Below are 24584 nucleotides of genomic sequence, written 5' to 3'. Positions count from 1 at the left end.
CTCTGGGCCGAAAAGTACATAAACGTATCTTGGGCGACACAACGGCCATTCGCCTGTTACGAGGGCAAACCGCGTGTCGCTGGCAGCATGGCCCCCGTGACGCACGTGACCGAGCAGCGCCCACCGCTGGTGCCCGACGCCCGGGTCCAGGGCGGCCGTTCCGCAGCCCTGGCCACCGCCTTCGTGCGCGGCGGAGTGGCGGCCGGGCTCGGCCTCGGCGCCTTCGCCGTCCTCGTGATCGGCGCCTGGGTGGCCTCGCCCTACCCCGACAGCGGCCCCGGCGGCGCCCTGCACACCGCCGCCGGCCTCTGGCTGCTCGCCCACGGCGCCGACCTCGTCCGGCTGGACACCGTCTCCGGCGTCCCGGCCCCCCTCGGTGTCGCCCCGCTGCTGCTGACCGCCCTGCCGCTGTGGCTGGCGCACCGGGCGGCCCGCGACACCGTCGACGCCGACGACGGCCGCGACGGCCCCTCGCCCGTCGCCGGTGTCGCCGCCGTCGCCTCGGGATACCTGCTGGTCGCGGCCGCGGTCGTGGTCTACAGCGAGACCGGCGCGTTCCCCGCCGACCTGCTCACCGCCGGCAGCTGGATCCCCGCCGGCGTCCTCGCCGCCGCGGGCGCGGGCGCCTGGACGGCGCACGGGCGGCCGCTGCCGGGCCGGGAGCAGAGCGCGACCGCCCTGCGCGCCGGGGGACTCGCCCTGCTGCTGCTCCTCGGCGGCGGCGCGGTGCTCGCCGCAGGATCCCTGCTGTGGCACGTGGGTGACGCCCAGGCATCGCTCGACGGCCTCGCGGGGGAGTGGTCGGGCCGGGCGTCCGTCGCCCTCCTCGGGACCGCGCTGCTGCCGAACGCCGTCGTCTGGGGCACCGCCTACGGTCTCGGCCCCGGCTTCTCCCTCGGCACGGGCGCCCTGGTCACCCCGCTCGGCTTCGGCGGCGCCCCCGCCGTGCCCGACTTCCCGCTGCTCGCGGCGCTGCCCGGGCACGGACCCGGCGGCTGGCCGCATTGGGCCACCGCCGCGATCCCCGCCCTGGCCGCCATGGCCCTCGGGCGCCGGGTCGGGCGGGCGGCCCGCTCCTGGTCCGGCCAGGAGACGGCGCTGAGCGCGCTGGTGGGCGCCTGGGTCTGCGGCGCGGCCGTCGCCGTCCTCGCGGCCGCCGCGGGCGGACCGCTCGGCTCGGGGCGGCTCGCGGTCTTCGGGCCGGTGTGGTGGCAGACGGGCACGGCGGCCGTGTTGTGGTCCATGGGCGTCGGCGTGCCGACCGCCCTCGCCGTCCGGGCCTGGGGCCGCCGCGGCCTCCGGAAGGCGGCGGAGCGCGCCGCGGGGGTGCCGGACGCGGCGGGCCGGGCGACCGGGCCGGTGTCCGTACCCGGGCTCAGGTCCGTGGCGGCGGCCCTTTCGGGCCTCCTGCGCCTGTCCGTGCCCGCGTCCGCTCCGGGGCGTGCGGAGCCGGAGGACGGGGAGGCCGCGCAGGCGCCGGGCGCGGACCCGCAGGGCGCGTCCCCCATCGCCGGAGCGCTCGCCGAGCCGGCCGCCCTCGACGCCCGCGACCCGCTCGACGACGACCCCGGCGACGAGTCCTACGGCTTCCTGCCCGCCGCCTGGGAGCCCCCCGCCGGGCTTCCCGCGGAGCCCCCCGTCACACCCTCCGACCCGGTCTGACGGACTACTCCCGCACCCCGAACGTGTCCTGCAGGGGCTTCGGCAGCAGGTCGTTGCAGGCCAGCTGGCTCTGCTTGGTCAGGGCGTCCGCCCGGCACTCGTAGAAGTCCCGGTAGGCGAGGTGCATCGCGAAACCGCTCGCCACGATCATCACCGCCACCGCGGACGCGACCAGGCCGCTGATCGCGGCGGTCCGCTTCGAGCGGGCCGCGGTCGCCGCCTGGCCCGCCTGGGCGGGGGTCTGCGGGCCCTCGCCGTCGGCGGCGGGGGCCTTCGTCCGGGCGCGCAGGGCGCTGATCGCCCAGTACAGGCCGAGGGCGCCGAGCAGCAGCGCGAGCTCCGGGATGTCGAAGATCGCGAAGAAGAAGGCCCACATGCCCGAGAGCACCGCGTACCGCGCGCGACGCTGTGCCGGGTCGGTCGGGTCCCAGCGCAGACCCGGGCCCTGGCCGCCCTCCGGGCCGCCCTGGCCACCCGGTCCGCCCGAGGGGCGCTCGGGGCGGCGGCCGAAGCCGTCGGAGGAACGTCCGGGCTGACTGCTGCTCCAGCCGGGGCCGCCCGAGGAGCCGCCGCCCTCCGGGTCCTCCTGCCCCTCCGAGCCCTCCGGACGCCGCGGCTGCCACGGCTGGTCCGGCTGTCCCTCCGGCGGCGGTGCGAACGGGTTGTTGTCGTTCGTGGACTGGCGATCCGGCATGTGCTGGACGTCTTCCCTCTGTCTGGTGTGCCCGGGTGTGAAGTGGCGCGGCCCTGGTGTGGCGGGTCGTCGGACCCTGACGCTACCGCCCGGTCCCGCCCCCGTCCCGTGGGGGCCGTCGGGAGTGCCGGTATCGTTGCTGACGGTCGGGCCCTTCGTAGGGTTCCCCGTATCCAGGGACGCGATTCGTTCGTACGACCGCACAAACACCACGGAAAGAGTGACCCAGTGGCTGCCGCCCGCCTCGTCGTCCTGGTCTCCGGTTCCGGTACGAACCTTCAGGCCCTGCTGGACGCCATCGCCGCCGACCCCGAGGGTTACGGCGTCGAGGTCGTCGCCGTCGGCGCCGACCGCGAGGGCATCGCCGGACTCGAACGGGCCGAGAACGCCGGGCTGCCCACCTTCGTCTGCCGCGTGAAGGACCACGCCGGCCGCGAGGAGTGGGACCGCGCCCTGACCGAGGCCACCGCGGCGTACGAGCCCGATCTCGTCGTCTCGGCCGGCTTCATGAAGATCGTCGGCAAGGAGTTCCTCGCCCGCTTCGGCGGCCGGGTCGTCAACACCCACCCGGCGCTCCTCCCCAGTTTTCCCGGTGCCCACGGCGTCCGCGACGCCCTCGCGTACGGCGCGAAGGTCACCGGGTGCACCGTCCACTTCGTCGACGACGGTGTCGACACCGGCCCGATCATCGCCCAGGGCGTGGTCGAGGTGCGGGACGAGGACGATGAGGCCGCGCTCCACGAGCGCATCAAGGAAGTCGAGCGCTCGCTGCTCGTCGAGGTCGTGGGGCGCCTCGCCCGCAACGGCTACAGCATTGAGGGACGAAAGGTTCATGTCGGTGAACACGGACACCGTTAAGCCCATCCGCCGCGCGCTGGTCAGCGTCTACGACAAGACGGGGCTCGAAGAGCTGGCCCGGGGTCTGCACGAGGCCGGCGTCGAGCTGGTCTCCACCGGCTCCACCGCGGCGAAGATCGCCGCGGCCGGCGTCCCGGTCACCAAGGTCGAGGAGCTGACCGGCTTCCCCGAGTGCCTGGACGGCCGCGTCAAGACGCTGCACCCGCGCGTCCACGCCGGCATCCTCGCCGACCTGCGCCTGGAGTCGCACCGTGCGCAGCTCGCCGAGCTGGGCGTCGAGCCCTTCGACCTGGTCGTCGTGAACCTCTACCCGTTCCGCGAGACCGTCGCCTCCGGCGCCACTCCGGACGAGTGCGTCGAGCAGATCGACATCGGCGGCCCGTCCATGGTCCGCGCCGCGGCCAAGAACCACCCGTCCGTGGCCGTCGTCACCGACCCCGGTGCCTACGCCGCGGTGCTCCAGGCGGTCAAGGAGGGCGGCTTCACGCTGGAGCAGCGCAAGCGCTTCGCCGCCCGGGCCTTCCAGCACACCGCCGCGTACGACGTCGCCGTCGCGTCCTGGTTCGCCGAGGACTACGCGGCCGCCGACAGCGACTCCGCCGCGGGCGGCTTCCCCGACTTCCTGGGCGCCACCTTCGAGCGCCAGCACGTGCTGCGCTACGGCGAGAACCCGCACCAGGGCGCCGCGCTCTACGTCGACGGCACGGGCGGCCTCGCCGAGGCCGAGCAGCTGCACGGCAAGGAGATGTCCTACAACAACTACACGGACACCGACGCCGCGCGCCGGGCCGCTTACGACCACGCCGAGCCGTGCGTCGCGATCATCAAGCACGCCAACCCGTGCGGGATCGCGGTCGGCGCCGACGTCGCCGAGGCCCACCGCAAGGCGCACGCCTGCGACCCGCTGTCCGCGTTCGGCGGCGTCATCGCCGTCAACCGCCCGGTGTCCGTCGCGATGGCCGAGCAGGTCGCCGAGATCTTCACCGAGGTCATCGTGGCCCCCGGCTACGAGGACGGCGCCGTCGAGATCCTCGCCAAGAAGAAGAACATCCGCGTGCTGCGCGCCGAGGGCGCCCCGGCCAACCCGGTCGAGGTCAAGCCGATCGACGGCGGCGCCCTGCTCCAGGTCACCGACCGTCTCCAGGCCGACGGCGACGACCCGGCCCACTGGACCCTCGCCACCGGCGAGGCCCTGTCGGAGGCCGAGCTCGCCGAGCTCTCCTTCGCCTGGAAGGCCTGCCGCGCGGTCAAGTCCAACGCGATCCTGCTCGCCAAGGACGGCGCCTCGGTCGGCGTCGGCATGGGCCAGGTCAACCGCGTCGACTCCGCGAAGCTCGCCGTCGAGCGGGCCGGCGAGGAGCGCGCCGCCGGCTCGTACGCGGCCTCGGACGCCTTCTTCCCCTTCCCCGACGGCCTGGAGATCCTCACCGCCGCCGGTGTGAAGGCGGTCGTGCAGCCGGGCGGATCGGTCCGCGACGAGCTGGTCGTCGAGGCCGCGAAGAAGGCGGGCGTGACCATGTACTTCACCGGTACGCGCCACTTCTTCCACTGACGGTGACGGGGGCCGGCACGGCCCCCGTCCGACGCCCCGGGCGGGCTCCGGTCCGCCCGAGGCGTCGATTCCGCCGGTCGAGTGGACTCTGCTCTAATGGGTTGCTCTTTTGTCGGCGGCTGTTCCCTGGGGGCGCGGTGTTGGATGTGCAGAGCAGTTCCGCGGCGGAGCACTCCGTCCCCGGGGCGCACGACGGCCCGCCGGGCGGCCGCGGCCCCGCACCGGCGCCCGCGCTGCCGTACGCGGCCGTGGCGAGCGTCCTGGGCGCCCTGTACTTCCTCTACTCGTGGGTCCAGTACGACCGCTTCCGGACGCCCTCCTGGGACCTCGGCATCTTCGAGCAGTCCGTCCGCGCCTACGCCGAGCTGCGCGCCCCGATCGTGGACATCAAGGGCCCCGGCTTCCTCATACTCGGGGACCATTTCAGCCCGGTGACCGCGCTCCTCGCGCCGCTCTACTGGGTGTGGTCCTCCCCGCTCGCCCTGCTCCTCGCCCAGGCCGCGCTCTTCGCGGCCTCCGCCGTCGTCGTCGGCCGCACCGCCCAGCAGGTGCTCGGCAGCCGCGCCGCCGGGATCGGTCTCACCGTGGCCTACGGGCTCTCCTGGGGCCTCCAGGAAGCGGTCAAGTCCGACTTCCACGAGATCGCCTTCGCCGTCCCGGTGCTCGCGCTGACCTGCCGGGCCCTGCTCCTGGGCCGCTGGACCGCGGCCGTCGCGTGGTCCGCGCCGCTGGTCCTCGTCAAGGAGGACATGGGCCTGACCGTCGCCATGGTCGGCGCGGTCCTGTTCGTCAAGGGACAGAAGCGGCTCGGCGCGGCCCTCGCCGCCTTCGGCACGCTCTTCTTCGCGCTCACGGTGCTGGTCCTCATCCCGGCCGCGAGCCGGGTCGGCCAGTACGACTACTGGGCCAAGATCGAGAAGTCCGGCGACGGCGCGGACGTCTCCTTCCTCGACTCCGTCGTCGGCGCCTTCCAGCACGGCGAGAAGTGGGAGATGGTCCTCTTCCTCGTCGGCGTCACCGGCTTCCTCTGCCTGCGCTCCCCGCTGACCCTGCTCGTCCTGCCGACGCTGGCCTGGCGCTTCCTCTCCCACGACCCCAACCACTGGGGCATGTTCTGGCACTACAACGCGATCCTGATGCCGGTGGTGTTCCTGGCCCTGGTCGACGCGGTCCGTGCCGTCCGCACCTCGCCGCGGCCCTGGCTCGTGGCGTACGGGAAGGTCGTCGTCCCCGTCGTCACCGCGATCGCGATCGTCCATGCCATGGACATGCCGCTGCGCGAGCTGCTGCGCTCCGAGACCTACCGCACGGACGCCCGCACCCTGGACGCGCGGCGGGCGGTCGCCGCGGTGCCGGAGGGCACCAGCGTGGAGACCAACGTGACGCTCATGGCCCACCTGACCGGTGACCACACGGTCTACTGGGTCGGCGGCGCGCAGGGCGTGAGCCCCGACTACCTCGCCCTCGACCTCGCCTCCGGCTGGTCCCAGCCGGTCACCGACCCGGTGGGCCTGGCCTCACAGCTGCACCCGGAGGCCCGGTACGCGGTGTCGGCGCAGGCCGGGCAGTTCGTGGTGCTCAGGCGGCAGTGACGCGCCGACAGGGCGGGACGCCGTACGGACGCCAAGGGGCCCGGTTCCAGGACGGAACCGGGCCCCTTCGCGTGAGCGCAGCGATCAGTAACGCGGGCGCTTGAACCAGGCCGCGCCGTCCGCCTTCGCGAAGAAGACGATGATCAGGATGCCCATCACGAGGCTGACCAGCGCGAAGACGTTGGCGCCGAGCAGGTTGACGAGGCTGCCGAGGGTGACCAGGGAGCCGTAGACGATGCCGCCGACGCGGACGCCGTTGCCGCCGGTCTTGACCTTCACGGCCGTCATGATCGCCCACACGCCGAAGGCGACGCCGATGATGCCGAAGACGACCATCGTGCCGGTCAGGACGTTGCTCACGTCCTGGCCCTGGGTGTCGAGCTCACCGGTGCCCTCGATCTGGTCGGCGACCCAGCCGCTGGCGGCGACCATGACGACGCCCATGAGGACCTGCAGGACGCCGAGGATCCACAGCATCACGCGGGCCGCCTTCACACCGCCCGGCATGTCCGCCGGCAGGCCCGGGTAGCCGCCGGGGCCGCCGGGGTACGGGGCGACCGGCGGGGCGGCCGGGTAGCCGTAACCCTGCTGGGGCGGCACGCCCTGCGGCGTCTGCTGCGGATAGCCGTAGCCGGGCTGCTGCCCCTGCGGCTGGCCGTAGGGGTTGTTCGGTTCGCCGAAGCTCATCGGGAGGTTCCTCCGTTGATTCTGTGCGGGGACGACGCGGCCCGCGCTGAGGAAGAGTCACCACCTGATTCACCACTTATGAGCGGTTCTGCCCCCCGGCACTGCCCGCGGCACTGCGCAGATCATCGTGGTCAGAACGTCCACCCCTTGTCCAGTCGATACGCAGCGCGGTTGTGCAAGTGCAATCTCCGCCTCCGAATTGGAATCAGGCGGGGGTCATCCGGGAGGATGGCCGTATGAGCGCCCAGATTCTCGATGGCAAGGCCACCGCAGCCGCGATCAAGTCCGATCTGACCGTCCGCGTGGCGGCCCTCAAGGAGTGGGGCGTGACGCCCGGTCTCGGCACCGTCCTGGTCGGCGACGACCCGGGCAGCCAGAAGTACGTCGCGGGCAAGCACCGCGACTGCGCCCAGGTCGGCATCGCCTCCATCCAGCGCGAGCTGCCCGCCACCGCCACGCAGGAGGAGATCGAGGCGGTCGTACGGGAGCTGAACGAGGACCCGGCCTGCACCGGCTACATCGTGCAGCTGCCGCTGCCCAAGGGCATCGACGAGAACCGCATCCTGGAGCTGATGGACCCGGCCAAGGACGCCGACGGTCTGCACCCGATGAACCTCGGCCGGCTGGTCCTGAACGAGCCCGCCCCGCTGCCCTGCACGCCGAACGGCGTCATCACCCTGCTGCGCCGCCACGGCGTCGAGATCAAGGGCGCCGAAGTCGTGGTCGTCGGCCGCGGGGTCACCATCGGGCGCCCGATGCCGCTGCTGCTGACCCGCCGCTCGGAGAACGCCACCGTGACCCAGTGCCACACCGGCACCAAGGACCTCGCGGCCCACCTGCGACGCGCGGACATCATCGTCGCGGCGGCCGGTGTCGGCCACCTCGTCAAGCCGGAGGACGTCAAGCCGGGCGCGGCCGTGCTCGACGTCGGCGTCTCCCGCGACGCCGACGGCAAGATCGTCGGCGACGTGCACCCGGGGGTCGCCGAGGTCGCCGGCTGGATCTCCCCGAACCCCGGCGGGGTCGGCCCGATGACCCGCGCCCAGCTCCTGGTCAACGTCGTCGAGGCCGCCGAGCGCGCGGCCGGGGTCCGCTGACCGTGTCCTCGTCCGAGACGCCTTCCGGCGCGGCGGCCGAGCGGGCCTCCGACGGTCCCGCCGAGCGGGCCTCCGTCGATCCGGCGGCCGGCGGTCCGGAGGACCCGGGCGGCGCCGCGTCGCGCCGCCACCCGCGGGCGAAGCTCACCACCACGACCGCGCGCCCCGAGGGCGGTGGCCGGGCGGCGCCCGGGGACGCCTCGGCGCCCGCACGCCAGTGGCCGCTGCTGACCGTCCTCGGACTGACCGGGCTCGGCCTGCTGATCGTCGGCACCGACCTGTTCCCGCAGGCGTTCCGGGTCGGCACCCTGCTGGTCGGCGCGGCGCTGCTGACGGGCGCGGTGTTCCGGCGCATGCTGCCGTCGGTCGGGATGCTGGCGGTCCGCTCGCGGTTCACCGACATGGTCACGTACGGGGTGATGGGCGGCCTGATCGTGCTGCTCGCGCTGATGGTGCAGCCGCAGCCCTGGCTGCGGATCCCGTTCCTGGAGGACGTCCTCCACCTCACCGTCACCTGACCGCGGAGCGCGACGGGTGACGTGACCCGTGGAACGACAGGCGCCCGTCCTCTCCCCCGTGGGAGGACGGGCGCCCCGCGATCAAGGGTCATGTACGTGCCAACACCGCTTCAAGCTCCTCCGGAGCCTTGTGGCACGGAAGTGACCATTCCGGTACGTGGTGTCCGGAAGCCGGGTGGCAGTGAGCCGTCCCACAAAGGGGTGGGGATTCGGCGGGTCCCGAGTCGGATAGCCTGACCGCTGGATATCTCTTCACGTCGAGACACCGATCGATCAAGAGGGGTATCCCACACCAGGGGCAGGGACCCCCACCGCCAGCTGTCTTACGGAGATCGCCATGACCCGCACTCCCGTGAATGTCACCGTGACCGGCGCGGCCGGCCAGATCGGCTACGCGCTGCTCTTCCGCATCGCCTCCGGCCACCTGCTCGGCGCGGACGTGCCGGTCAAGCTCCGCCTCCTGGAGATCCCGCAGGGCGTCAAGGCCGCCGAGGGCACCGCCATGGAGCTCGACGACTGCGCCTTCCCGCTGCTCAAGGGCATCGACATCTTCGACGACCCGAACCAGGGCTTCGAGGGCGCCAACATCGGCCTGCTCGTCGGCGCCCGCCCGCGCGGCCCGGGCATGGAGCGCGGCGACCTGCTCGCCGCCAACGGCGGCATCTTCAAGCCGCAGGGCGAGGCCATCGCCGCGCACGCCGCGGACGACATCAAGGTCCTGGTCGTCGGCAACCCGGCCAACACCAACGCCCTGATCGCCCAGTCGGCCGCCAAGGGCGTCCCGGCCGAGCGCTTCACCGCGATGACCCGCCTGGACCACAACCGCGCCCTGACGCAGCTGGCCCAGAAGACCGGCTCCTCGGTCACGGACATCAAGCGCCTCACCATCTGGGGCAACCACTCCGCGACCCAGTACCCGGACATCTTCCACGCGGAGATCGCCGGCAAGAACGCCGCCGAGGCCGTGAACGACGAGGCCTGGCTGGCCGGCACCTTCATCCCGACCGTCGCCAAGCGCGGCGCCGCGATCATCGACGCCCGTGGCGCGTCCTCGGCCGCCTCCGCCGCCAACGCCGCCATCGACCACGTCCACACCTGGGTCAACGGCACCGCCGAGGGCGACTGGACCTCCATGGGCGTCCCGTCGGACGGCTCCTACGGCGTCCCCGAGGGCCTCATCTCCTCCTTCCCGGTCACCTGCAAGGACGGCAAGTACGAGATCGTCCAGGGCCTGGAGATCAACGAGTTCTCCCGCACCCGCATCGACGCCTCCGTCCAGGAGCTCGTCGAGGAGCGCGACGCGGTCCGCGAGCTCGGCCTCATCTGAGCCCCGCGGCTCACGCGGCCCCCGTCACGCGGGAGTGCGCGTAGCCCCGCAGGACGCACACGGCGCCCCCGGCCCCTTCGGCCGGGGGCGCCGCGCGTTCTATGCTGACCCCCGCCACCGCCGACTCGGTGGGAGGCCACGTCAGTTCGGTATCTCGGGGGAGTAGTTGACGCAGTCGTCCTTACCTCAGCAACCCGGCCCACCCACCACTCCGCCCCCCACGCCGCCCCCCGCCGCGCCGCCCGTCGCCGAGCGCGACAACCCCGGCACCAGCGAGGCCACCCGGTTGCTCTGCGCCGGCGCCTATCTCGACGACGCCTTCCGCGACGCCGTCATCGACCAGCTCTACGTCCACGAGGAGCGGGTCGCCGCCCCGTCCCTCGGCATCGACGCCGCCCGCGTCCTCGCGCACGCCCTGCGCGCACGCCGCATCGAACTCGGCTGGTCGGCCGCGATCCTGGGCCTGTGGGTGGTGTCCTTCGCCCTCACGAAGGGCCTGGTCCTGCTGCTGGCCGTGCCCTTCCTCCTGCTCGGTGTCGCCCGCTGGATACGCGGCAAGGCGGCCGTCGCGCCCTTCTACCGCACGGTCCCCGCCTTCGTCCTGCGCTGGTACGCCCGCCTGATCCTGCTCCAGGCCGCCGTGATGCTCCTCTTCCTCGCCTTCGCCGACGAGGAGACCCGTTGGGACGTCCTGGGCGACGTCGTGGGCTCCGGCGACTCGGGCGCGCTCGTCGGCCTCGCCGTCGCCGGAGGAACCGAGCAGCTGTGGGGCATCGGTCTCCCGGAGGTCTGGATCACCCTCGCGGTGCCGCTCCTCATCGCCGCCGCCGTGGCCGCCCAGCGCGGCCAGTTCGCCCGGGCGCTCACCGGTGAGCTGTCCCGGAGCCGGTTCGCCGATCTGCACGGCGACCCGGCCGAGCAGGCCCAGGGGGCCCGCTTCCGGCGCCTGCGCGACCGGATCCGGCTCGAACAGCACGCACGGCTCGTGCTGTACCGCTCCGAAAATCCGTTCTGCGGTGCCGGAGAGCCCTACGAGCCCTGGTCCCTCTCCGTCGAGCTCCGGCCCCGCAAGGACCTGGACGGCCGCGCCCCGGAGAAGCTCGACAACAGCGCGATCATGCGGCACATCGTCCCGCTGGTGGAGGCGCTGCGCGTGCCCTCCCTGCACGGCTCCCCGGAGATCCAGGCGAGCGTACGGGACCGGTTGCGTCACCTCGAGATCGACGAGGTCGTCTTCCTTCCCCTCGACGGACTGCCGAGCCGCGCGTTCGCCCCTTACACGCCCGAGGAGTTCGAGCGGCAGCGCTCCGGCACCATCGAGGAGGGCGGCGAGGCCCGCCGCCACTTCCTGCGGATCAGGGTCGGCGGCTGGGGCGAGGAGATCGTCACGACCGTCTTCGTCCGGGTCCACACCCAGGGCGGCATGCTGATGCTGGAGGTCGCCCCGCACGTGCTCCGGCCGGTCGCCGAGTTGTTCCGGTACGCCGACCGGATCGCCCACCGCTATCGCCACAACCACCACTTCGGCAAGGCGGTCTGGGCTCTGGGCCGCACCCCGCGCTCCGCCGGGCAGGCCCTGGTCACGCTGTGGCGCGCGCTCGGTCATGCCTGGCGCGTCGCCACCGAGGGGCACGCGCGTGCCCTGCCCGAGGGCCCGCTGCACTCCGTGCGCGAGCTCGGGTCCGACGACGAGGCCTCCCTCTTCCAGGAGATGGACGTCAGCCGCTACCTGAAGAGCATTCAGGACAGGGTCGCCAACGGCGTGACCTTGGCGCTGCGTCAGGCCGGTTACCAGACCGCCGAGTTCGAGCAGAAGATCGTGCACGTCGCCGAGGGAGGGACGTTCATCGAGGGCACCAAGGGAAACGTCACCATCGGCGAGCACAACACCGTCACCAGCAAGACCTTCACCACGACCAGGACCGGAGGCGACCGTGGCTGAGCGCCCGAACCCCGCCGACGCCGCGGCCGGCGGCATCCACGTCAGCAACGCCGGCGGCAACGTCACCATCGGCGACAACAACCAGGTGTCGTACACGGTGCAGGGCTCCGAGCCCGCCCGCGACCCGCGCCAGGAGGAGCTCCTCCTGGCCGTCCGCGAGCTCCGCGCCGACCTCACGCGCCTCGTCGCCTCCGAGCAGACGACCGCGCTCGACGCCGAACTGTCCGACGCGGAGGACGAGATCGAGGGCACCGGCGCGGCCGGCCCCGGCCGCCTCGCCCGCCTGCGGCAGGCCCTGGCCGACGCGGGCGCCGTCACCGGCCTCTTCGCCTCGGCCGCCGCCGTCGGCCAGGCCGTCGGCGCGCTGCTCGGAGGATGAGATGAGCCGTGACGGGGGCGGCGGGGCGTGGTGGAACGACGAGTCGCAGAGCTGGGAGACGGGGCCGGTGGCACCCGGCCCGGGCGGGCCGGCAGGCGCCGGGGCAGGCGCAGGGCCCGGCTCCGTACCGGCTCCGGGAACGGCCCCCGGGCCGGCGCCGGTCCCCGGGCCGGTGCCGGGGCCCGTTCCCGGTGGCGGAGAGGCGCCCGGCGGCGTCCCCTCCCCCGGCGGCGGGCCGGTGCCGGCGCCCGTCGTGCCCATGCCGTACGTGCCGCCGGTGCCGCCGATGCCTCCGCAGGCGGCGCCCGGGGCGCCCGCGGGTGGGCGGCCGGGCGCGCGGAACGCCGTGATCGCCGGGGTCGTCGTGGCCGTGCTGGCCGCCGGGTCCGTCGGCGGCTGGTTCCTGTGGGGGCGGGGCGGGACCGACGACGGCAAGGGGCGGGGCACGACGGCCGCGCCCGGCGTGTCGGCGACGTCGGGTTCGGCCACCGACGCCGACGGGGCGCCTACCGGGACGCCGTCGGACTCCCCCTCGCCGTCGGACGGTGTCCCGCCCGCCGGCTTCCGGCTCGTCGAGGAGAGCGGCTTCACCCTCGCCGTACCCGAGGGATGGAACCGCACCGCCTCCGGTTCGAGCGTCTTCTACAACGCGCCCGACGGCCTCGGCCTGGTGCAGGTCTACCGCCTCGACGAGCCGGAGATCACCCCGTACGAGGCGCTGCGGCAGACCTCGCGGGACCTCGCCGCGAAGAACCCCGGCTACCGCGAGATCAGCCTCGCGCGTACCGGGCCGGGCGACGAATCCGTCGAGCTGGTCTACTCGTACGACCGCACCGAGGGGCGCCGGAAGGTCGTCGACCGGGCTTTCGTCGCAGGCGACGGGAAGCAGTACGCGGTGCTCGCCGCCGGGCCCGAAAGCGCCTGGCCCGAGCAGCGGAAGACGCTGGACACCGCCCTGGAGTTCTTCGAGCCGTGACCGGCCCGCTCGTGACCGGCCCGCCCGTGACCGGCCCGCTAGTGAACGGTCAGCCCGCGAGCAGCCGGCGGGCCAGTTCGGCGACGGCGTCCAGGGTGCGGGCGTGCAGCCCGTGCCCGAAGGTGATCCGGGTCGCGCCGAGCCGGCCGAGCTCGGCGTGCGGGGGATCGCCCGGCCGGGCCAGGAAGTTGAGCGGGCCCTCGACGCCCGCCGCGCGGAGCCGGGGGAGTTCCGCGGCGGGCGCGAGGATCGGGAAGACGCAGTCGGCGCCCGCCGCCACGTACAGACGGGCCCGCTCGGCGGCCTCCTCGGCCGTCCCGCCGTGGAGGTAGGTGTCCACGCGTGCGTTGACGAACAGCGCGCGCCCCGCTTCCTCCCGTACCGCGGCGATGCGTTCGGCGTGCTCGCGCGGGTCGCGCAGACGGCGGGTGCCGCGTGCGGAGTCCTCCAGATTGAGGCCGGCCGCGCCCGTCTCCAGGACCCGCGCGACCAGCTCCTTCGCCGGCAGCCCGTAGCCGTCCTCCAGATCGGCGGTGACCGGTACGGAGACGGCGCGGACGATCCGGGCGACCGCCGCGAACATCTCGTCGGCCGGGGTGTGCCCGTCCGCGTGGCCGAGGGCGGCGGCGATGCCCGCGCTGGGCGTGGCGAGCGCCGGGAACCCGGCCTCCTCGAAGACGCGCGCGGTGGCGGCGTCCCACGGGCCGGGCAGCACGAGGGGACGGGCGCCGGGCCGCGTGTCGTGCAGGGCGCGCAGCCGCTCGGCCGTGCTCGGGTCGCCACTCACCGCTTGTGCATCCCCGGGGTGTAGTGGCCCGGCGTGAAGCGGCAGGTGACACCGATCCGGTTCCAGGCGTTGATGACCGTGATCGCTCCGATGACGTGGGCGAGCTCCGCCTCGTCGAAGTGCGCGGCGGCCTCCGCGTACACCGCGTCGGGCACGAACCCGTCGGTGAGGACGGTGACGGCCTCCGTCAGACCGAGGGCGGCCAGCTCGCGCTCGGTGTAGAAGTGCCGCGACTCGCGCCAGGCCGACAGCTGGACGATCCGCTGCACGGTCTCGCCGGCCGCGAGCGCGTCCTTGGTGTGCATGTCGAGGCAGAAGCCGCAGTTGTTGATCTGCGAGGCGCGGATCTTGATCAGCTCGTAGAGGGTGGGGTCGACGTGCTTCGACGCGGCGATCTCCAGCCCGATCATGGCCTTGTAGAACTCGGGGTGCTTCTCGGCGAAGGCGAGCCGGGGCGCGTGCTCCTCGGCGTACGCGGCGGGGGAGGCGGTGTCGGTGATCGTCATGTCGATCACCGTACGGGCCGGATGGCACCCGGGTATGGTCCATTCCCATGGCGAATGAGTGGGCCACTTTCGGTGCCGACCTGCACCTGGAGCTCTCCGGCAAGGGACTGCGGACCGGCCTGATGGACGCGCTGCGGGAGGCGGTCCGCAGCGGCCGGCTCACGGCGGGGACCCGGCTGCCGTCGTCCCGCTCGCTCGCCGCCGACCTGGGCGTGGCCCGCAACACGGTCGCCGACGCCTACGCGGAGCTGGTCGCCGAGGGGTGGCTCACCGCGCGGCAGGGCTCGGGGACGCGGGTGGCCCCGCGGTCGGCGCCGCGCCGCCGTACGCCGCCGAGCCGGCCGGCCGGCGCACCGGCCGCGGCCGGCAGGCCGACGTACAACCTGCGGCCCGGCACCCCCGACCTCGCCTCCTTCCCGCGCGCCGACTGGCTCAAGGCGGCCCGCAAGGCGCTGACGGCCGCCCCGCACGAGGCCTTCGGATACGGCGATCCCCGCGGGCGGATCGAACTGCGCACCGCCCTCGCCGAGTACCTGGCGCGGGCGCGGGGCGTGTACGCGCGGCCCGAACGCATCATGATCTGCTCCGGGTTCGTGCACGGCCTGATGCTCATGGGCCAGGTGCTGCGGGCCCGCGGGGTGCGCGAGGTGGCGGTCGACTCCTACGGCCTCGACATCCACTGGGAGCTGCTCGAACGGGCGGGCCTGCGGATCCCGGCCCTGCCCTTCGACGAACGCGGCACGCGGACGGAGGAGTTGGGCACCCTGGGGAACGGGGTCGGAGCGGTCCTGATGACGCCCGCCCACCAGTTCCCCATGGGCGGCGCGCTCCATCCCGACCGGCGGGCGGCGGCCGTCGACTGGGCGCGGGCCGCCGGGGGACTGATCCTGGAGGACGACTACGACGGGGAGTTCCGCTACGACCGGCAGCCGGTCGGCGCGCTCCAGGGGCTCGACCCGGAGCGGGTCGTCTACCTCGGCACCGCCAGCAAGTCCCTCGCGCCGGGGCTCCGGCTGGCCTGGATGGTCCTCCCGGAGCACCTCGTGGACGAGGTGGCGGCGGCGAAGGGGGCGGTGGACTGGGTGTCGAGCGTGACGGACCAGCTGACCTTCGCGGAGTTCCTCCGCTCGGGCGCGTACGACCGGCACGTGCGTGCCATGCGCCTGCGCTACCGGCGCCGCCGCGACCAGCTGGTGGCGGCCGTCGCCGCGCGTTCCCCGGAGACGCGGGTCAGCGGCATCGCGGCCGGGCTGCACGCCGTCCTCGAACTCCCTGCGGGCACCGAGGCCGCGGTCGTCCGCTCCGCCGCCTTCCAGGGCCTGGCCCTCACCGGGCTGGACGACTTCCGCCACCCCGCCACCCCGCCGACGAGGGACGCCCTGGTCGTCGGCTACGCGACCCCACCGGACAGCGCCTGGTCGGGCGTCCTGGAGGCGCTGTGCCGGGTCCTCCCGTAGGTCGTGTCGTAGGTCGTGTCCTTCGGACCACTCCGGATCAGGGGCCGGACACCGCGAGCCCGGCTGACGCGAGGGGACGCGGCCCACGGGGCCTTCGGTCCGCGTCGGTTCCCGTCACTCGGCGGGCGCCACGTCCGTGGTCGACGGCGCCTCGCCGAACCGCGCCAGCGTCAGCGAGCCCGCGACGGCGATCGCGAAGCCCAGGAAGGCCAGCCAGGAGAGGCCCTCGCGGGTGCGGTCGCCCAGCCACGCGACGCCGACGATCGCCGGGCCGATCGTCTCGCCCAGGACGAGTCCGGCCGTCGCCGTGGTGACCGCGCCGCTGTGGAGGGCGGAGGTGTAGAGGAGGAACGCGGCGCCGCCGCCGACCAGGAGGGCGTAGAGCGCGGGGTTGGTGAAGTCCACCGAGTCGATCAGCCGGACCGCGACCTCCACCACCCCGAAGCCCACGCCGCCCGCCAGACCGAGCGTCAGCGCCCGGGGCCGTTCCGGCAGGCGCCCCGCCGCCGCGCCGACCAGCAGGACGGCGAACGCCGCCACGAGCAGCCCCCACCCCAGGCCCTCCCCGACGTCCTCGTGGCCCTCCTTGCCGGAGGCGAGCGCGAGCATGGCGAGCCCCAGGCAGACCAGGCCGACGGCCGCCCACTCGACGCGGCGCAGCCGCACCCTGAGGACCCGCGAGGCGATCACCGCCGTCACCGCGAGACTCGCCGCGAGCGCCGCCCCGACCGCGTAGATCGGCAGCGTCCGCAGCGCGACGATCTGCAGCACGAAACCGAACCCGTCCAGGCCGAGCCCGGCCACGTACCGCCACTGCCGCAGCGCCCGCCACATCAGCGTGACGTCGACCCCGCCGCCGGAGCCGGGCTCGGCAGCCCGGGCACCCATCGCCTGGAGCACCGACGCGGCGCCGAAACAGAGCGCGGAACCCAGTGCGCACATCATCCCAAGGAGCACGAAAGGGACTCTAGTGCGACGGGGATCGGCCACGTGGCCAGACCGGGCCTACACTGTGCGGTCGCAACCAGGCGCGGGCAGACGCCGGGGCGGACAGGGGAGGAAAGGCGATGCGCAGACTGAGGTCCGGCACGGTGATACTCGGCGGCGTGAGCATGCTCGCGGCGACCCTGACCGCGTGCGGCTCCGAGCCCGACCGCCGGTGCATCGACCCCGTGACGTACAAGGAACTCCCGGACTACCAGTGCGAGTCCGGGGGTGACGGCGACGGCAGCAGCTCCCACGGCGGTCGCTACTACTACGGCGGCTCCTCCAGCAGCGGCAAGGTCAGTGGCGGCAGCTTCGACAGGTCCGCCGTCGACAGCGGTGGCTTCGGCGGCCACCACTCCTCCTCCGGCGGCTGATCCCCCGTGCGGCGCCACACCATCGAGCCCCGCCCCGGCTGGCAGCAGACGGTCGAGGAGCAGGGGCTGATCTATCCGCTGACCCGCTACCCCGACGACTCGCTGCGCCCCTACTGGGACGAGAGCGCGTACTACTCCTTCACCCTCCCCGAGGTCGAGGCCCTGGAGGAGGTCGTCGAGGAGCTGCACGCCATGTGCCTCGCGGCCGCCGCGCACATCGTGGAGAAGGACCGGTTCGCGGAGCTCGGGATCACCGACCCCCGGGTCCGGTCGCGGGTCGCGGAGGCGTGGCGCCGCAGAGCCGAACTACCCACCCTCTACGGGCGGTTCGACCTCCGGTACGACGGCACGGGCCCGGCCAAGATGCTGGAGTACAACGCCGACACGCCCACCTCCCTCGTGGAGGCCGCGAGCCCGCAGTGGTTCTGGATGGAAGAGCGTTTCCCCGGCGCCGACCAGTGGAACTCCCTGCACGAGCGGCTCGTCGACGCCTGGAAGCGCCAGGCGCACCTGCTGCCGCCCGGCAGCCCGGTCCACTTCGTCCACTCCGACGGCGACGAGCTCGGCGAGGACCTGATGACCGTCGCGTATCTGCGCGAGACCGCCCAGCAGGCCGGTCTCGCCACGGAGGCGCTGTCGGTGGAGCGGATCGGCTGGGACCGGATCGCCGGGCGTTTCGTCGACGACCGGCTCCGCTTCATCCGCGCCTGCTTCAAGCTCTACCCGTGGGAGTGGCTCACCACGGACCGCTTCGGGCCGCACGTCCTCGACACCCTCGACAACGGCGGCGGCACGGGCACCACCTGCTGGATCGAGCCGGCCTGGAAGATGCTGCTCTCCAACAAGGCACTCCTCGCGATCCTCTGGGAGCTGCACCCCGGACACCCCAACCTGCTGCCCGCCTACCTCGACGGCCCGCGCGAGCTCGCCGCCGCCGGCGGCCCCGGCTACGTCTCCAAGCCGCTGCTCGGGCGCGAGGGCGCGGGCGTCACGATCCACGAGCCGGGCGCTGCCCCGGTGTCGCGCGTCGACGAGCCCTGCTGCTACCAGGAGTCGGCCCCGCTGCCCGACTTCGACGGCAACCGGGTGGTGCTCGGCGCGTGGACCGTCGGGGACGAGGCGGCGGGACTCGGGATCAGGGAGTCGTCGGGCCCGATCACGGACGAGTACGCCCGCTTCATCCCGCACGTCATCCTCTGAGGGCGACGAAGGGGCACGGCGTTTCGGCCCCCGCCGGCCCCCCGCCGGTCGCGGCAGGCGGGGCGGGCGGGGCCGGCGGGGCGGGCGGGGCCGGCGGGTGGCACGGTCGAGCGGGCGCGGCTCCGGCCGGGTGCGGTCGCCGGGCCGCTCCGGGCGTAGCCCCGCTGCGGGACCACGGCCGGAGCAGCCCGCAACGGCGCGGGGCTTCCGCCGTGACCCACCCTTCCGGAGCGTCGCCGCTCCGGAAGGGGCGGGCCGGGTCTCGCACCTCGGCGGTGCCGGAGGGGTGGGCCGGGTCTCGCACCTCGGCGGCGCCGGGGCCTGCGGCGCGAGCGGAGGCGGCGGTACGGGGTCGCCGCGGACCCGGGCCGTGTCCTAGTCCGAGAGCACAGCACGCAGCTGCTCGAGCCCCCAGTCCAGGTCCTCCTTGCCGATGACCAGCGGCGGGGCGATCCGGATCGTCGAGCCGTGGGTGTCCTTCACCAGGACGCCGCGTTCCATCAGCTTCTCCGAGATCTGCCGTCCCGTGCCCTTCTCCGGGACGATGTCCACACCCGCCCACAGACCGCGCCCCCGGACCGCCTCCACCGCGCCGCCGCCCACGAGCAGGCCCAGTTCCGCGTGCAGGTGCTCGCCGAGCTCGGCCGCCCGCTGCTGGTACTCACCGGTCCGCAGCATCGCGACGACCTCCAGCCCCACCGCGCAGGCCAGCGGGTTGCCGCCGAAGGTCGAGCCGTGCTCTCCCGGGCGGAACACGCCGAGGACGTCCCGGTCCGCGACCACCGCCGACACCGGCACCACGCCGCCGCCGAGCGCCTTGCCCAGGATGTAGACGTCCGGCACCACGCCCTCGTGCTCGCACGCGAAGGTCCGGCCCGTACGCCCCAGGCCCGACTGGATCTCGTCCGCCATGAAGAGCACGTTCCGCCGGGCCGTCAGCTCCCGCACCCCGCGCAGGTACCCGGGCGGCGGGACCAGGACCCCGGCCTCGCCCTGGATCGGTTCGAGGAGCACCGCCACCGTGTTCTCGGTGACCGCCGTCTCCAGCGCGGTCAGGTCGCCGTACGGCACGATCTCGAAGCCCGGCGTGTAGGGGCCGTAGTGGTCGCGGGCCTCGTGGTCCGTGGAGAAGCTGACGATCGTCGTGGTGCGGCCGTGGAAGTTGTTGGCCGCGACGACGATCTTCGCGTGCCCGTCCGGCACGCCCTTCACCTCGTACCCCCACTTGCGGGCGGTCTTCACCGCCGTCTCCACCGCCTCCGCGCCGGTGTTCATCGGCAGCACCATCTCCTTGCCGCACAGCTCGGCCAGGCGCGCGCAGAACTCCCCGAAGCGGTCGTGGTGGAAGGCGCGCGACGTCAGCGTCACCCGCTCCAGCTGCGCCCGGGCGGCATCGAGCAGACGCCGGTTGCCATGGCCGAAATTGAGCGCCGAGTAGCCGGCGAGCATGTCGAGGAAGCGGCGCCCCTCGACATCGGTCATCCACGCTCCCTCGGCAGAGGCGACGACCACGGGGAGGGGGTGGTAGTTGTGGGCGCTGTGCGCGTCCGCGGAAGCGATCTCGTCTTGCGTTCTCGACACGGGATCTCCGTTCGTCCTGCGGCCTGGGGCGGGTGTGGCTCCCTTTTCTTATCGTCGCTCGGATGCCGGACGGGGAAACCTGCGTGTCGGCGCGCCCGCTAGTCTGGAAACACGCGCGGCGACTGGCGAACGGGGAACGAACCCCGGGGGAGCCGTGCGCGGCAGACCACACGAGGTGCCGCCCGCCTGGGCATCACGGGACGACCGAACAGGTCCCGTGTGGTGCCGCAGGGCAGCCGCACCGGGGCCCCTGCCCTGAGGAACGCCATGACCCTTCCCGGCCGGTACGCCGAACTTCCCGCCCACCACGCGGACGCTCCCCTCCCCTCCGCGGGACTTCCCGCCCACCACCCCGCCCTTTCGGCCACCGATCCCGAGCTCGCCGCGCTCGTCGGCGCCGAGGAGCGGCTCCAGGCCGAGACCCTGCGGCTCATCCCCAGCGAGAACTACGTCTCCGCCGCCGTCCTCGAAGCCTCCGGCACCGTGCTGCAAAACAAGTACAGCGAGGGCTACCCCGGCCGCCGCTACTACGAGGGCCAGCAGAACATCGACCAGGTCGAGACCCTCGCCGTCGAGCGCGCCAAGGCGCTCTTCGGCGTCGACCACGCCAATGTGCAGCCCTACTCCGGCTCCCCGGCCAACCTCGCCGTCTACCTCGCCTTCGCCCGGCCCGGCGACACCGTGATGGGCATGGCCCTGCCCATGGGCGGCCACCTCACCCACGGCTGGGGCGTCTCCGCCACCGGCTCCTGGTTCCGCGGCGTCCAGTACGGCGTGCGCCAGGACAGCGGGCTCGTCGACTTCGACCAGGTCCGCGAGCTCGCCCTCGCCGAGCGCCCGAAGGTGATCTTCTGCGGCGGCACCGCGCTGCCCCGCACCATCGACTTCGCGGCCTTCGGCGAGATCGCCCGCGAGACCGGCGCCGTGCTCGTCGCCGACGTCGCCCACATCGCCGGCCTCATCGCGGGCGGCGCCCACCCGTCCCCGGTGCCGCACGTCGACGTGATCTCGACGACCACCCACAAGACGCTGCGCGGCCCGCGCGGCGCCATGCTGATGTCCCGCGAGGAGCACGCCAAGGCCCTCGACAAGGCCGTCTTCCCCGGCCTCCAGGGCGGCCCGCACAACCAGACCACCGCCGCCATCGCCGTCGCCCTGCGCGAGGCGGCCCGGCCCTCCTTCCGCGCGTACGCCCACGCGGTCGTCGCCAACGCCCGGGCCCTCGCCGAGGCGCTGCTCGCCCGCGGCTTCGACCTGGTCTCCGGCGGCACCGACAACCACCTGATCCTGATGGACCTCACCTCCAAGGAGGTCCCCGGCAAGGTCGCCGCCAAGGCCCTCGACCGGGCCGGGATCGTCGTCAACTACAACACCGTCCCCTACGACCCCAGGAAGCCCTTCGACCCCTCCGGCGTCCGCATCGGCACCCCTTCCCTCACCTCCCGTGGCCTCGGCGTCTCCCACATGCCGCAGATCGCCGACTGGATCGACCGCGCCGTCGCCGCCGCCGGCAAGGGCGACGAGGACGCCCTCACCGTGATCCGCGCCGAGGTCGCCGACCTCATGAACGCCTTCCCGGCCCCGGGCCTGCCGGTCTGACACCCTCCGGAGCCACCGGACACCCCGTCCCGGAGAGCCCCGGGCCCGGGCCGGGGCGTCCGGCCGGATCCCCGGTTCCGCCGGGCTCCCGACCCAGGGGCCCCGGCCCACGGGCCCCGGTCTCCGGACCGGGTTCCCGCTCACGGGCCGGTCCCGGTCTCCGGACCGGGTTCCCGCTCACGGGCCGGTCCCGGTCTCCGGACCGGGTTCCCGCTCACGGGCCGGCCCCGGTCTGCGGGCCGGGTTCCCGCTCACGGGCCGGTCCCGGTCTGCGGACCGGGTTCCCGCCCGCGGGCCGGGACCTGGCCTCCCGACCGAGTCCCCGCCCACGGGCCGGCCCCGGTCTCCGGACCGGGTTCCCGGCCCACCCGACTCACCGGACGGACGCGGCGACCCGCAGCGCCTCCGTCCGGTCGGGTATGCCCTCCAGACGGAGCGTCAGGGTGCCCCCGCTCCTCGTCCACAGGAGCGTGGGGCCCGCCGGGCGTACCGAGTGGGTCCACACCGTCCCCGAGGCGTCCGTCATCGGAAAGGTCAGGGCGTGGGGCCGGGCGAACCAGTACGCCTCCGTGCCGTCCGGCAGCGATGCCCACTGCGGCTGGACCCGCACCTGCTTGGCGAAGCCGAGGTCCAGCCGGGCCGGGAAGACGTCCAGCCGGACCGTCCGCCCGCTCGCCGTCCGCCAGCACAGGCCGACCACCCCGCGCGGCTGCGCACCCGTGACCGTCACCGCGTCCGGCGGCCCCAGCACCCCGGGTATCGGCGGCGCGAAGCCGGCCCGGCGGCCCGCCTCCACGAGCGGCACCGGATCCGGGCAACCCGGGACGGCCGCCCTGCCCGCCGGGAGCGGCGCCCCCGGCTCGTACCGCACGTCGACCCCGCCGAAGCCCAGCCACTCCACGACCGACGCCCGCACCGGGGGAGTGAGCACCACGACCATGAGCAGCCCGGAGAGCGAGGCGACCAGTGCCTTCCAGCGGAGCCGCAGCCACCGCCACCGGTCGGGCGGCGGCGCCGGCGCGGGAACCCGCTCGGCCAGGAGCTGCGCGAGCACCCGCTCGGCCATCGTCTCCCCGTCCACCTCCGGCACCCTCAGGGACCGCCCGAGCTCCCGCAGCTCCCGCTCCAGGCCGAGCTCCCCGCCGTCAGCCATGCTCGTCACCTCCCTTCAGCGTCGTCCCCAGCCTTTTCAGCGCCCGGCTCAGCCGGGACTTCACCGTCCCGCGCGGCCAGCCGAGCGCCTCGGCCGTCTCCGCCTCGTCCAGCTCCAGCAGGTAGCGGTGCACCACCACCTGGCGTTGTTCCTCGCCCAGCGCGTCGAGCGCCGCCCGCAGCCGTCTGCGCCGCTCGTCCTCCTCCGCCGCCACCGCCGGGTCCGCGCCCTCCGGTATCAGCGGCTCGCCCGCGAGCAGCTCCGCCTCCCGCCCCGCCACGGCCCGTTGCCGGCCCGCCGCGCGCAGTGTGTTCCTCGTCTCATTGGCCACGATGCTCAGCAGCCACGGCCGGAACGAGCCCCCGTCCTTGAACCGCCCCAGCGAGCGATACGCCTTGAAGAAGGCCTGCTGGACCACGTCCTCGGCGTCGCCGCCCGCCCCGCAGGCCACCGCCGCCCGCAGCGCCACCGCCGTATGAGCACGAACCAGCTCCGCGTACGCCTCCGGGTCCCCGGCGCGTACGCGTGCGATCACCGCGGCCTCGTCCTCGACCAGGCCCCCCTCCCGCGTCCTCACACCTTTGATACACCGGCAGTCGGGGATCGGTTCCCACACCTGAGAGAATGATGAGCATGGCCTCTGACCGACCTCGTGTGCTCTCCGGAATCCAGCCCACCGCAGGCTCGTTCCACCTCGGCAACTACCTCGGCGCCGTGCGCCAGTGGGTGGCTCTCCAGGAATCCCACGACGCCTTCTACATGGTCGTGGACCTGCACGCGATCACGGTCCCGCAGGACCCGGCCGAGCTGCGCGCCAACACCCGGCTCGCCGCCGCCCAGCTGCTCGCCGCGGGCCTCGACCCCGAGCGCTGCACCCTCTTCGTCCAGAGCCACGTCCCCGAGCACGCCCAGCTCGGCTGGGTCATGAACTGCCTCACCGGCTTCGGCGAGGCCTCCCGCATGACGCAGTTCAAGGACAAGTCCGCGAAGCAGGGCGCCGACCGCGCGACCGTCGGCCTCTTCACGTATCCGATCCTCCAGGTCGCCGACATCCTGCTCTACCAGGCCCACCAGGTCCCGGTCGGCGAGGACCAGCGCCAGCACATCGAGCTCACCCGCGACCTCGCGGAGCGCTTCAACGGGCGCTTCGGCGAGACGTTCACGATCCCGGCGCCGTACATCCTCAAGGAGACGGCGAAGATCTACGACCTGCAGGACCCGGCGATCAAGATGAGCAAGTCGGCGTCCACCCCCAAGGGCCTGATCAACCTGCTCGACGACCCGAAGACGACGGCGAAGAAGGTCAAGAGCGCGGTCACCGACACCGACACGGTCATCCGCTTCGACCCGGCGAACAAGGCCGGCGTCTCCAACCTGCTCACCATCATGTCCGTGCTCACCGACACGTCGGTCGCCGACCTGGAGAAGAGCTACGAGGGCAAGATGTACGGCGCCCTGAAGACCGACCTGGCCGAGGTCATGGTGGACTTCGTCACCCCCTTCCGGACCCGCACCCAGGAGTACCTGGACGACCCGGAGACGCTGGACTCGGTCCTGGCCAAGGGCGCGGAGAAGGCCCGCGCGGTCGCCGCGGAGACCCTGGCGCAGACCTACGAGCGGATCGGTTTCCTGCCCGCCAAGCACTGAGCCGGGCAC

At 73.7% G+C, this 24584-nt stretch carries 23 protein-coding genes and 1 riboswitch; of the genes, 15 read left to right on the top strand and 8 right to left on the bottom strand.

Annotated features, from left to right (window positions below):
- Positions 1-96: 96 nt before the first annotated feature.
- The gene (locus ACIRQF_RS20280; RefSeq protein ID WP_404093797.1) at positions 97-1662 is read left to right on the top strand and encodes a DUF6350 family protein; all 1566 of its coding nucleotides are present in this window, start codon (positions 97-99) and stop codon (positions 1660-1662) included.
- A gap of 4 nt (positions 1663-1666) precedes the next feature.
- On the opposite strand, the gene ACIRQF_RS20275 is transcribed toward ACIRQF_RS20280, so the two are convergent.
- Positions 1667-2356, bottom strand: a complete 690-nt coding sequence (locus tag ACIRQF_RS20275) for a hypothetical protein (RefSeq protein WP_404093795.1) — start codon at positions 2354-2356, stop codon at positions 1667-1669.
- 228 nt (positions 2357-2584) lie between these two features.
- Between ACIRQF_RS20275 and purN the strand changes: the two genes are divergently transcribed.
- From purN to ACIRQF_RS20260, 3 genes are all read left to right on the top strand, one after another.
- The gene (gene purN / locus ACIRQF_RS20270) at positions 2585-3214 is read left to right on the top strand and encodes a phosphoribosylglycinamide formyltransferase (protein ID WP_376635560.1); all 630 of its coding nucleotides are present in this window, start codon (positions 2585-2587) and stop codon (positions 3212-3214) included.
- Positions 3189-4766, top strand: a complete 1578-nt coding sequence (gene purH, locus ACIRQF_RS20265) for a bifunctional phosphoribosylaminoimidazolecarboxamide formyltransferase/IMP cyclohydrolase (RefSeq protein ID WP_404093792.1) — start codon at positions 3189-3191, stop codon at positions 4764-4766. Before purN ends, purH begins: the two co-directional genes overlap by 26 nt.
- Positions 4767-4903: 137 nt before the next feature.
- The gene (locus tag ACIRQF_RS20260) at positions 4904-6358 is read left to right on the top strand and encodes a DUF2079 domain-containing protein (protein WP_404093790.1); all 1455 of its coding nucleotides are present in this window, start codon (positions 4904-4906) and stop codon (positions 6356-6358) included.
- An 84-nt stretch (positions 6359-6442) separates the two neighbouring features.
- On the opposite strand, the gene ACIRQF_RS20255 is transcribed toward ACIRQF_RS20260, so the two are convergent.
- A complete protein-coding gene (locus tag ACIRQF_RS20255) occupies positions 6443-7045 on the bottom strand; it encodes a hypothetical protein (protein WP_376635565.1) in 603 nt (200 codons plus the stop codon).
- A gap of 236 nt (positions 7046-7281) precedes the next feature.
- Between ACIRQF_RS20255 and ACIRQF_RS20250 the strand changes: the two genes are divergently transcribed.
- From ACIRQF_RS20250 to ACIRQF_RS20225, 6 genes are all read left to right on the top strand, one after another.
- Positions 7282-8142: a bifunctional methylenetetrahydrofolate dehydrogenase/methenyltetrahydrofolate cyclohydrolase gene (locus ACIRQF_RS20250; protein ID WP_404093787.1), complete on the top strand. Its 861-nt coding sequence runs from the start codon at positions 7282-7284 to the stop codon at positions 8140-8142.
- Positions 8143-8144: 2 nt separating this feature from the next.
- Positions 8145-8660 (top strand): DUF3017 domain-containing protein, encoded by a 516-nt coding sequence (locus ACIRQF_RS20245; protein WP_376635569.1) that lies wholly within the window; start codon positions 8145-8147, stop codon positions 8658-8660.
- A gap of 337 nt (positions 8661-8997) precedes the next feature.
- Complete coding sequence (locus ACIRQF_RS20240) at positions 8998-9987, top strand: malate dehydrogenase (protein WP_376635571.1); 990 nt, start codon at positions 8998-9000, stop codon at positions 9985-9987.
- Between the two features lie 166 nt (positions 9988-10153).
- A complete protein-coding gene (locus tag ACIRQF_RS20235; protein WP_404093783.1) occupies positions 10154-11929 on the top strand; it encodes a hypothetical protein in 1776 nt (591 codons plus the stop codon).
- A complete protein-coding gene (locus ACIRQF_RS20230; protein WP_376635575.1) occupies positions 11922-12308 on the top strand; it encodes a hypothetical protein in 387 nt (128 codons plus the stop codon). The genes ACIRQF_RS20235 and ACIRQF_RS20230 overlap by 8 nt, the downstream gene beginning before the upstream one ends.
- 259 nt (positions 12309-12567) lie before the next feature.
- Positions 12568-13284 carry a hypothetical protein gene (locus ACIRQF_RS20225; RefSeq protein WP_404093780.1) on the top strand — a complete coding sequence of 239 codons (717 nt, stop codon included), beginning with the start codon at positions 12568-12570 and terminating at the stop codon, positions 13282-13284.
- A 49-nt stretch (positions 13285-13333) separates the two neighbouring features.
- On the opposite strand, the gene ACIRQF_RS20220 is transcribed toward ACIRQF_RS20225, so the two are convergent.
- Positions 13334-14071 (bottom strand): isocitrate lyase/phosphoenolpyruvate mutase family protein, encoded by a 738-nt coding sequence (locus ACIRQF_RS20220; protein WP_404093777.1) that lies wholly within the window; start codon positions 14069-14071, stop codon positions 13334-13336.
- Positions 14068-14577, bottom strand: coding sequence for a carboxymuconolactone decarboxylase family protein (locus ACIRQF_RS20215; protein WP_376635581.1), 510 nt, complete (start codon positions 14575-14577; stop codon positions 14068-14070). Before ACIRQF_RS20215 ends, ACIRQF_RS20220 begins: the two co-directional genes overlap by 4 nt.
- Before the next feature lie 47 nt (positions 14578-14624).
- Between ACIRQF_RS20215 and ACIRQF_RS20210 the strand changes: the two genes are divergently transcribed.
- Positions 14625-16034, top strand: a complete 1410-nt coding sequence (locus ACIRQF_RS20210; protein WP_404093775.1) for a PLP-dependent aminotransferase family protein — start codon at positions 14625-14627, stop codon at positions 16032-16034.
- 114 nt (positions 16035-16148) lie between these two features.
- Here the strand turns inward: ACIRQF_RS20210 and ACIRQF_RS20205 are convergent, their stop codons facing one another.
- Positions 16149-16979, bottom strand: a complete 831-nt coding sequence (locus ACIRQF_RS20205) for a hypothetical protein (protein WP_403520291.1) — start codon at positions 16977-16979, stop codon at positions 16149-16151.
- 122 nt (positions 16980-17101) lie between these two features.
- Here ACIRQF_RS20205 and ACIRQF_RS20200 point away from each other — a divergent pair, with 122 nt between their 5' ends.
- Together ACIRQF_RS20200 and ACIRQF_RS20195 are read left to right on the top strand one after the other, a co-directional pair.
- Positions 17102-17395 carry a hypothetical protein gene (locus ACIRQF_RS20200; RefSeq protein ID WP_404093772.1) on the top strand — a complete coding sequence of 98 codons (294 nt, stop codon included), beginning with the start codon at positions 17102-17104 and terminating at the stop codon, positions 17393-17395.
- Between the two features lie 6 nt (positions 17396-17401).
- A complete protein-coding gene (locus tag ACIRQF_RS20195) occupies positions 17402-18595 on the top strand; it encodes a glutathionylspermidine synthase family protein (RefSeq protein ID WP_376635587.1) in 1194 nt (397 codons plus the stop codon).
- A 375-nt stretch (positions 18596-18970) separates the two neighbouring features.
- Here ACIRQF_RS20195 and rocD read toward each other — a convergent pair whose 3' ends face one another.
- Positions 18971-20176: an ornithine--oxo-acid transaminase gene (gene rocD / locus ACIRQF_RS20190; RefSeq protein WP_376635588.1), complete on the bottom strand. Its 1206-nt coding sequence runs from the start codon at positions 20174-20176 to the stop codon at positions 18971-18973.
- 108 nt (positions 20177-20284) lie between these two features.
- A riboswitch (ZMP/ZTP riboswitch) is annotated at positions 20285-20375 on the top strand.
- 68 nt (positions 20376-20443) lie between these two features.
- Between rocD and glyA the strand changes: the two genes are divergently transcribed.
- Entirely contained in the window at positions 20444-21775 is a 1332-nt protein-coding gene (glyA, locus tag ACIRQF_RS20185) for a serine hydroxymethyltransferase (protein ID WP_404093769.1), read from the top strand.
- Positions 21776-22148: 373 nt separating this feature from the next.
- Here the strand turns inward: glyA and ACIRQF_RS20180 are convergent, their stop codons facing one another.
- Complete coding sequence (locus ACIRQF_RS20180; protein ID WP_404093766.1) at positions 22149-22928, bottom strand: hypothetical protein; 780 nt, start codon at positions 22926-22928, stop codon at positions 22149-22151.
- On the bottom strand, positions 22921-23505 hold the full coding sequence (locus tag ACIRQF_RS20175; protein WP_404093763.1) for an RNA polymerase sigma factor: 585 nt from the start codon (positions 23503-23505) through the stop codon (positions 22921-22923). Before ACIRQF_RS20175 ends, ACIRQF_RS20180 begins: the two co-directional genes overlap by 8 nt.
- A gap of 56 nt (positions 23506-23561) precedes the next feature.
- Here ACIRQF_RS20175 and trpS point away from each other — a divergent pair, with 56 nt between their 5' ends.
- Positions 23562-24575, top strand: coding sequence for a tryptophan--tRNA ligase (gene trpS / locus ACIRQF_RS20170; protein ID WP_376635595.1), 1014 nt, complete (start codon positions 23562-23564; stop codon positions 24573-24575).
- The last annotated feature ends 9 nt before the right edge of the window (positions 24576-24584 follow it).

Origin of the sequence: Streptomyces sp. NPDC101191 (assembly GCF_044767915.1) — a bacterium.
GTDB lineage: Bacteria > Actinomycetota > Actinomycetes > Streptomycetales > Streptomycetaceae > Streptomyces.
Note: the sequence above shows the minus strand (reverse complement) of the source record. Positions and strands in the feature narration are given on the sequence as shown.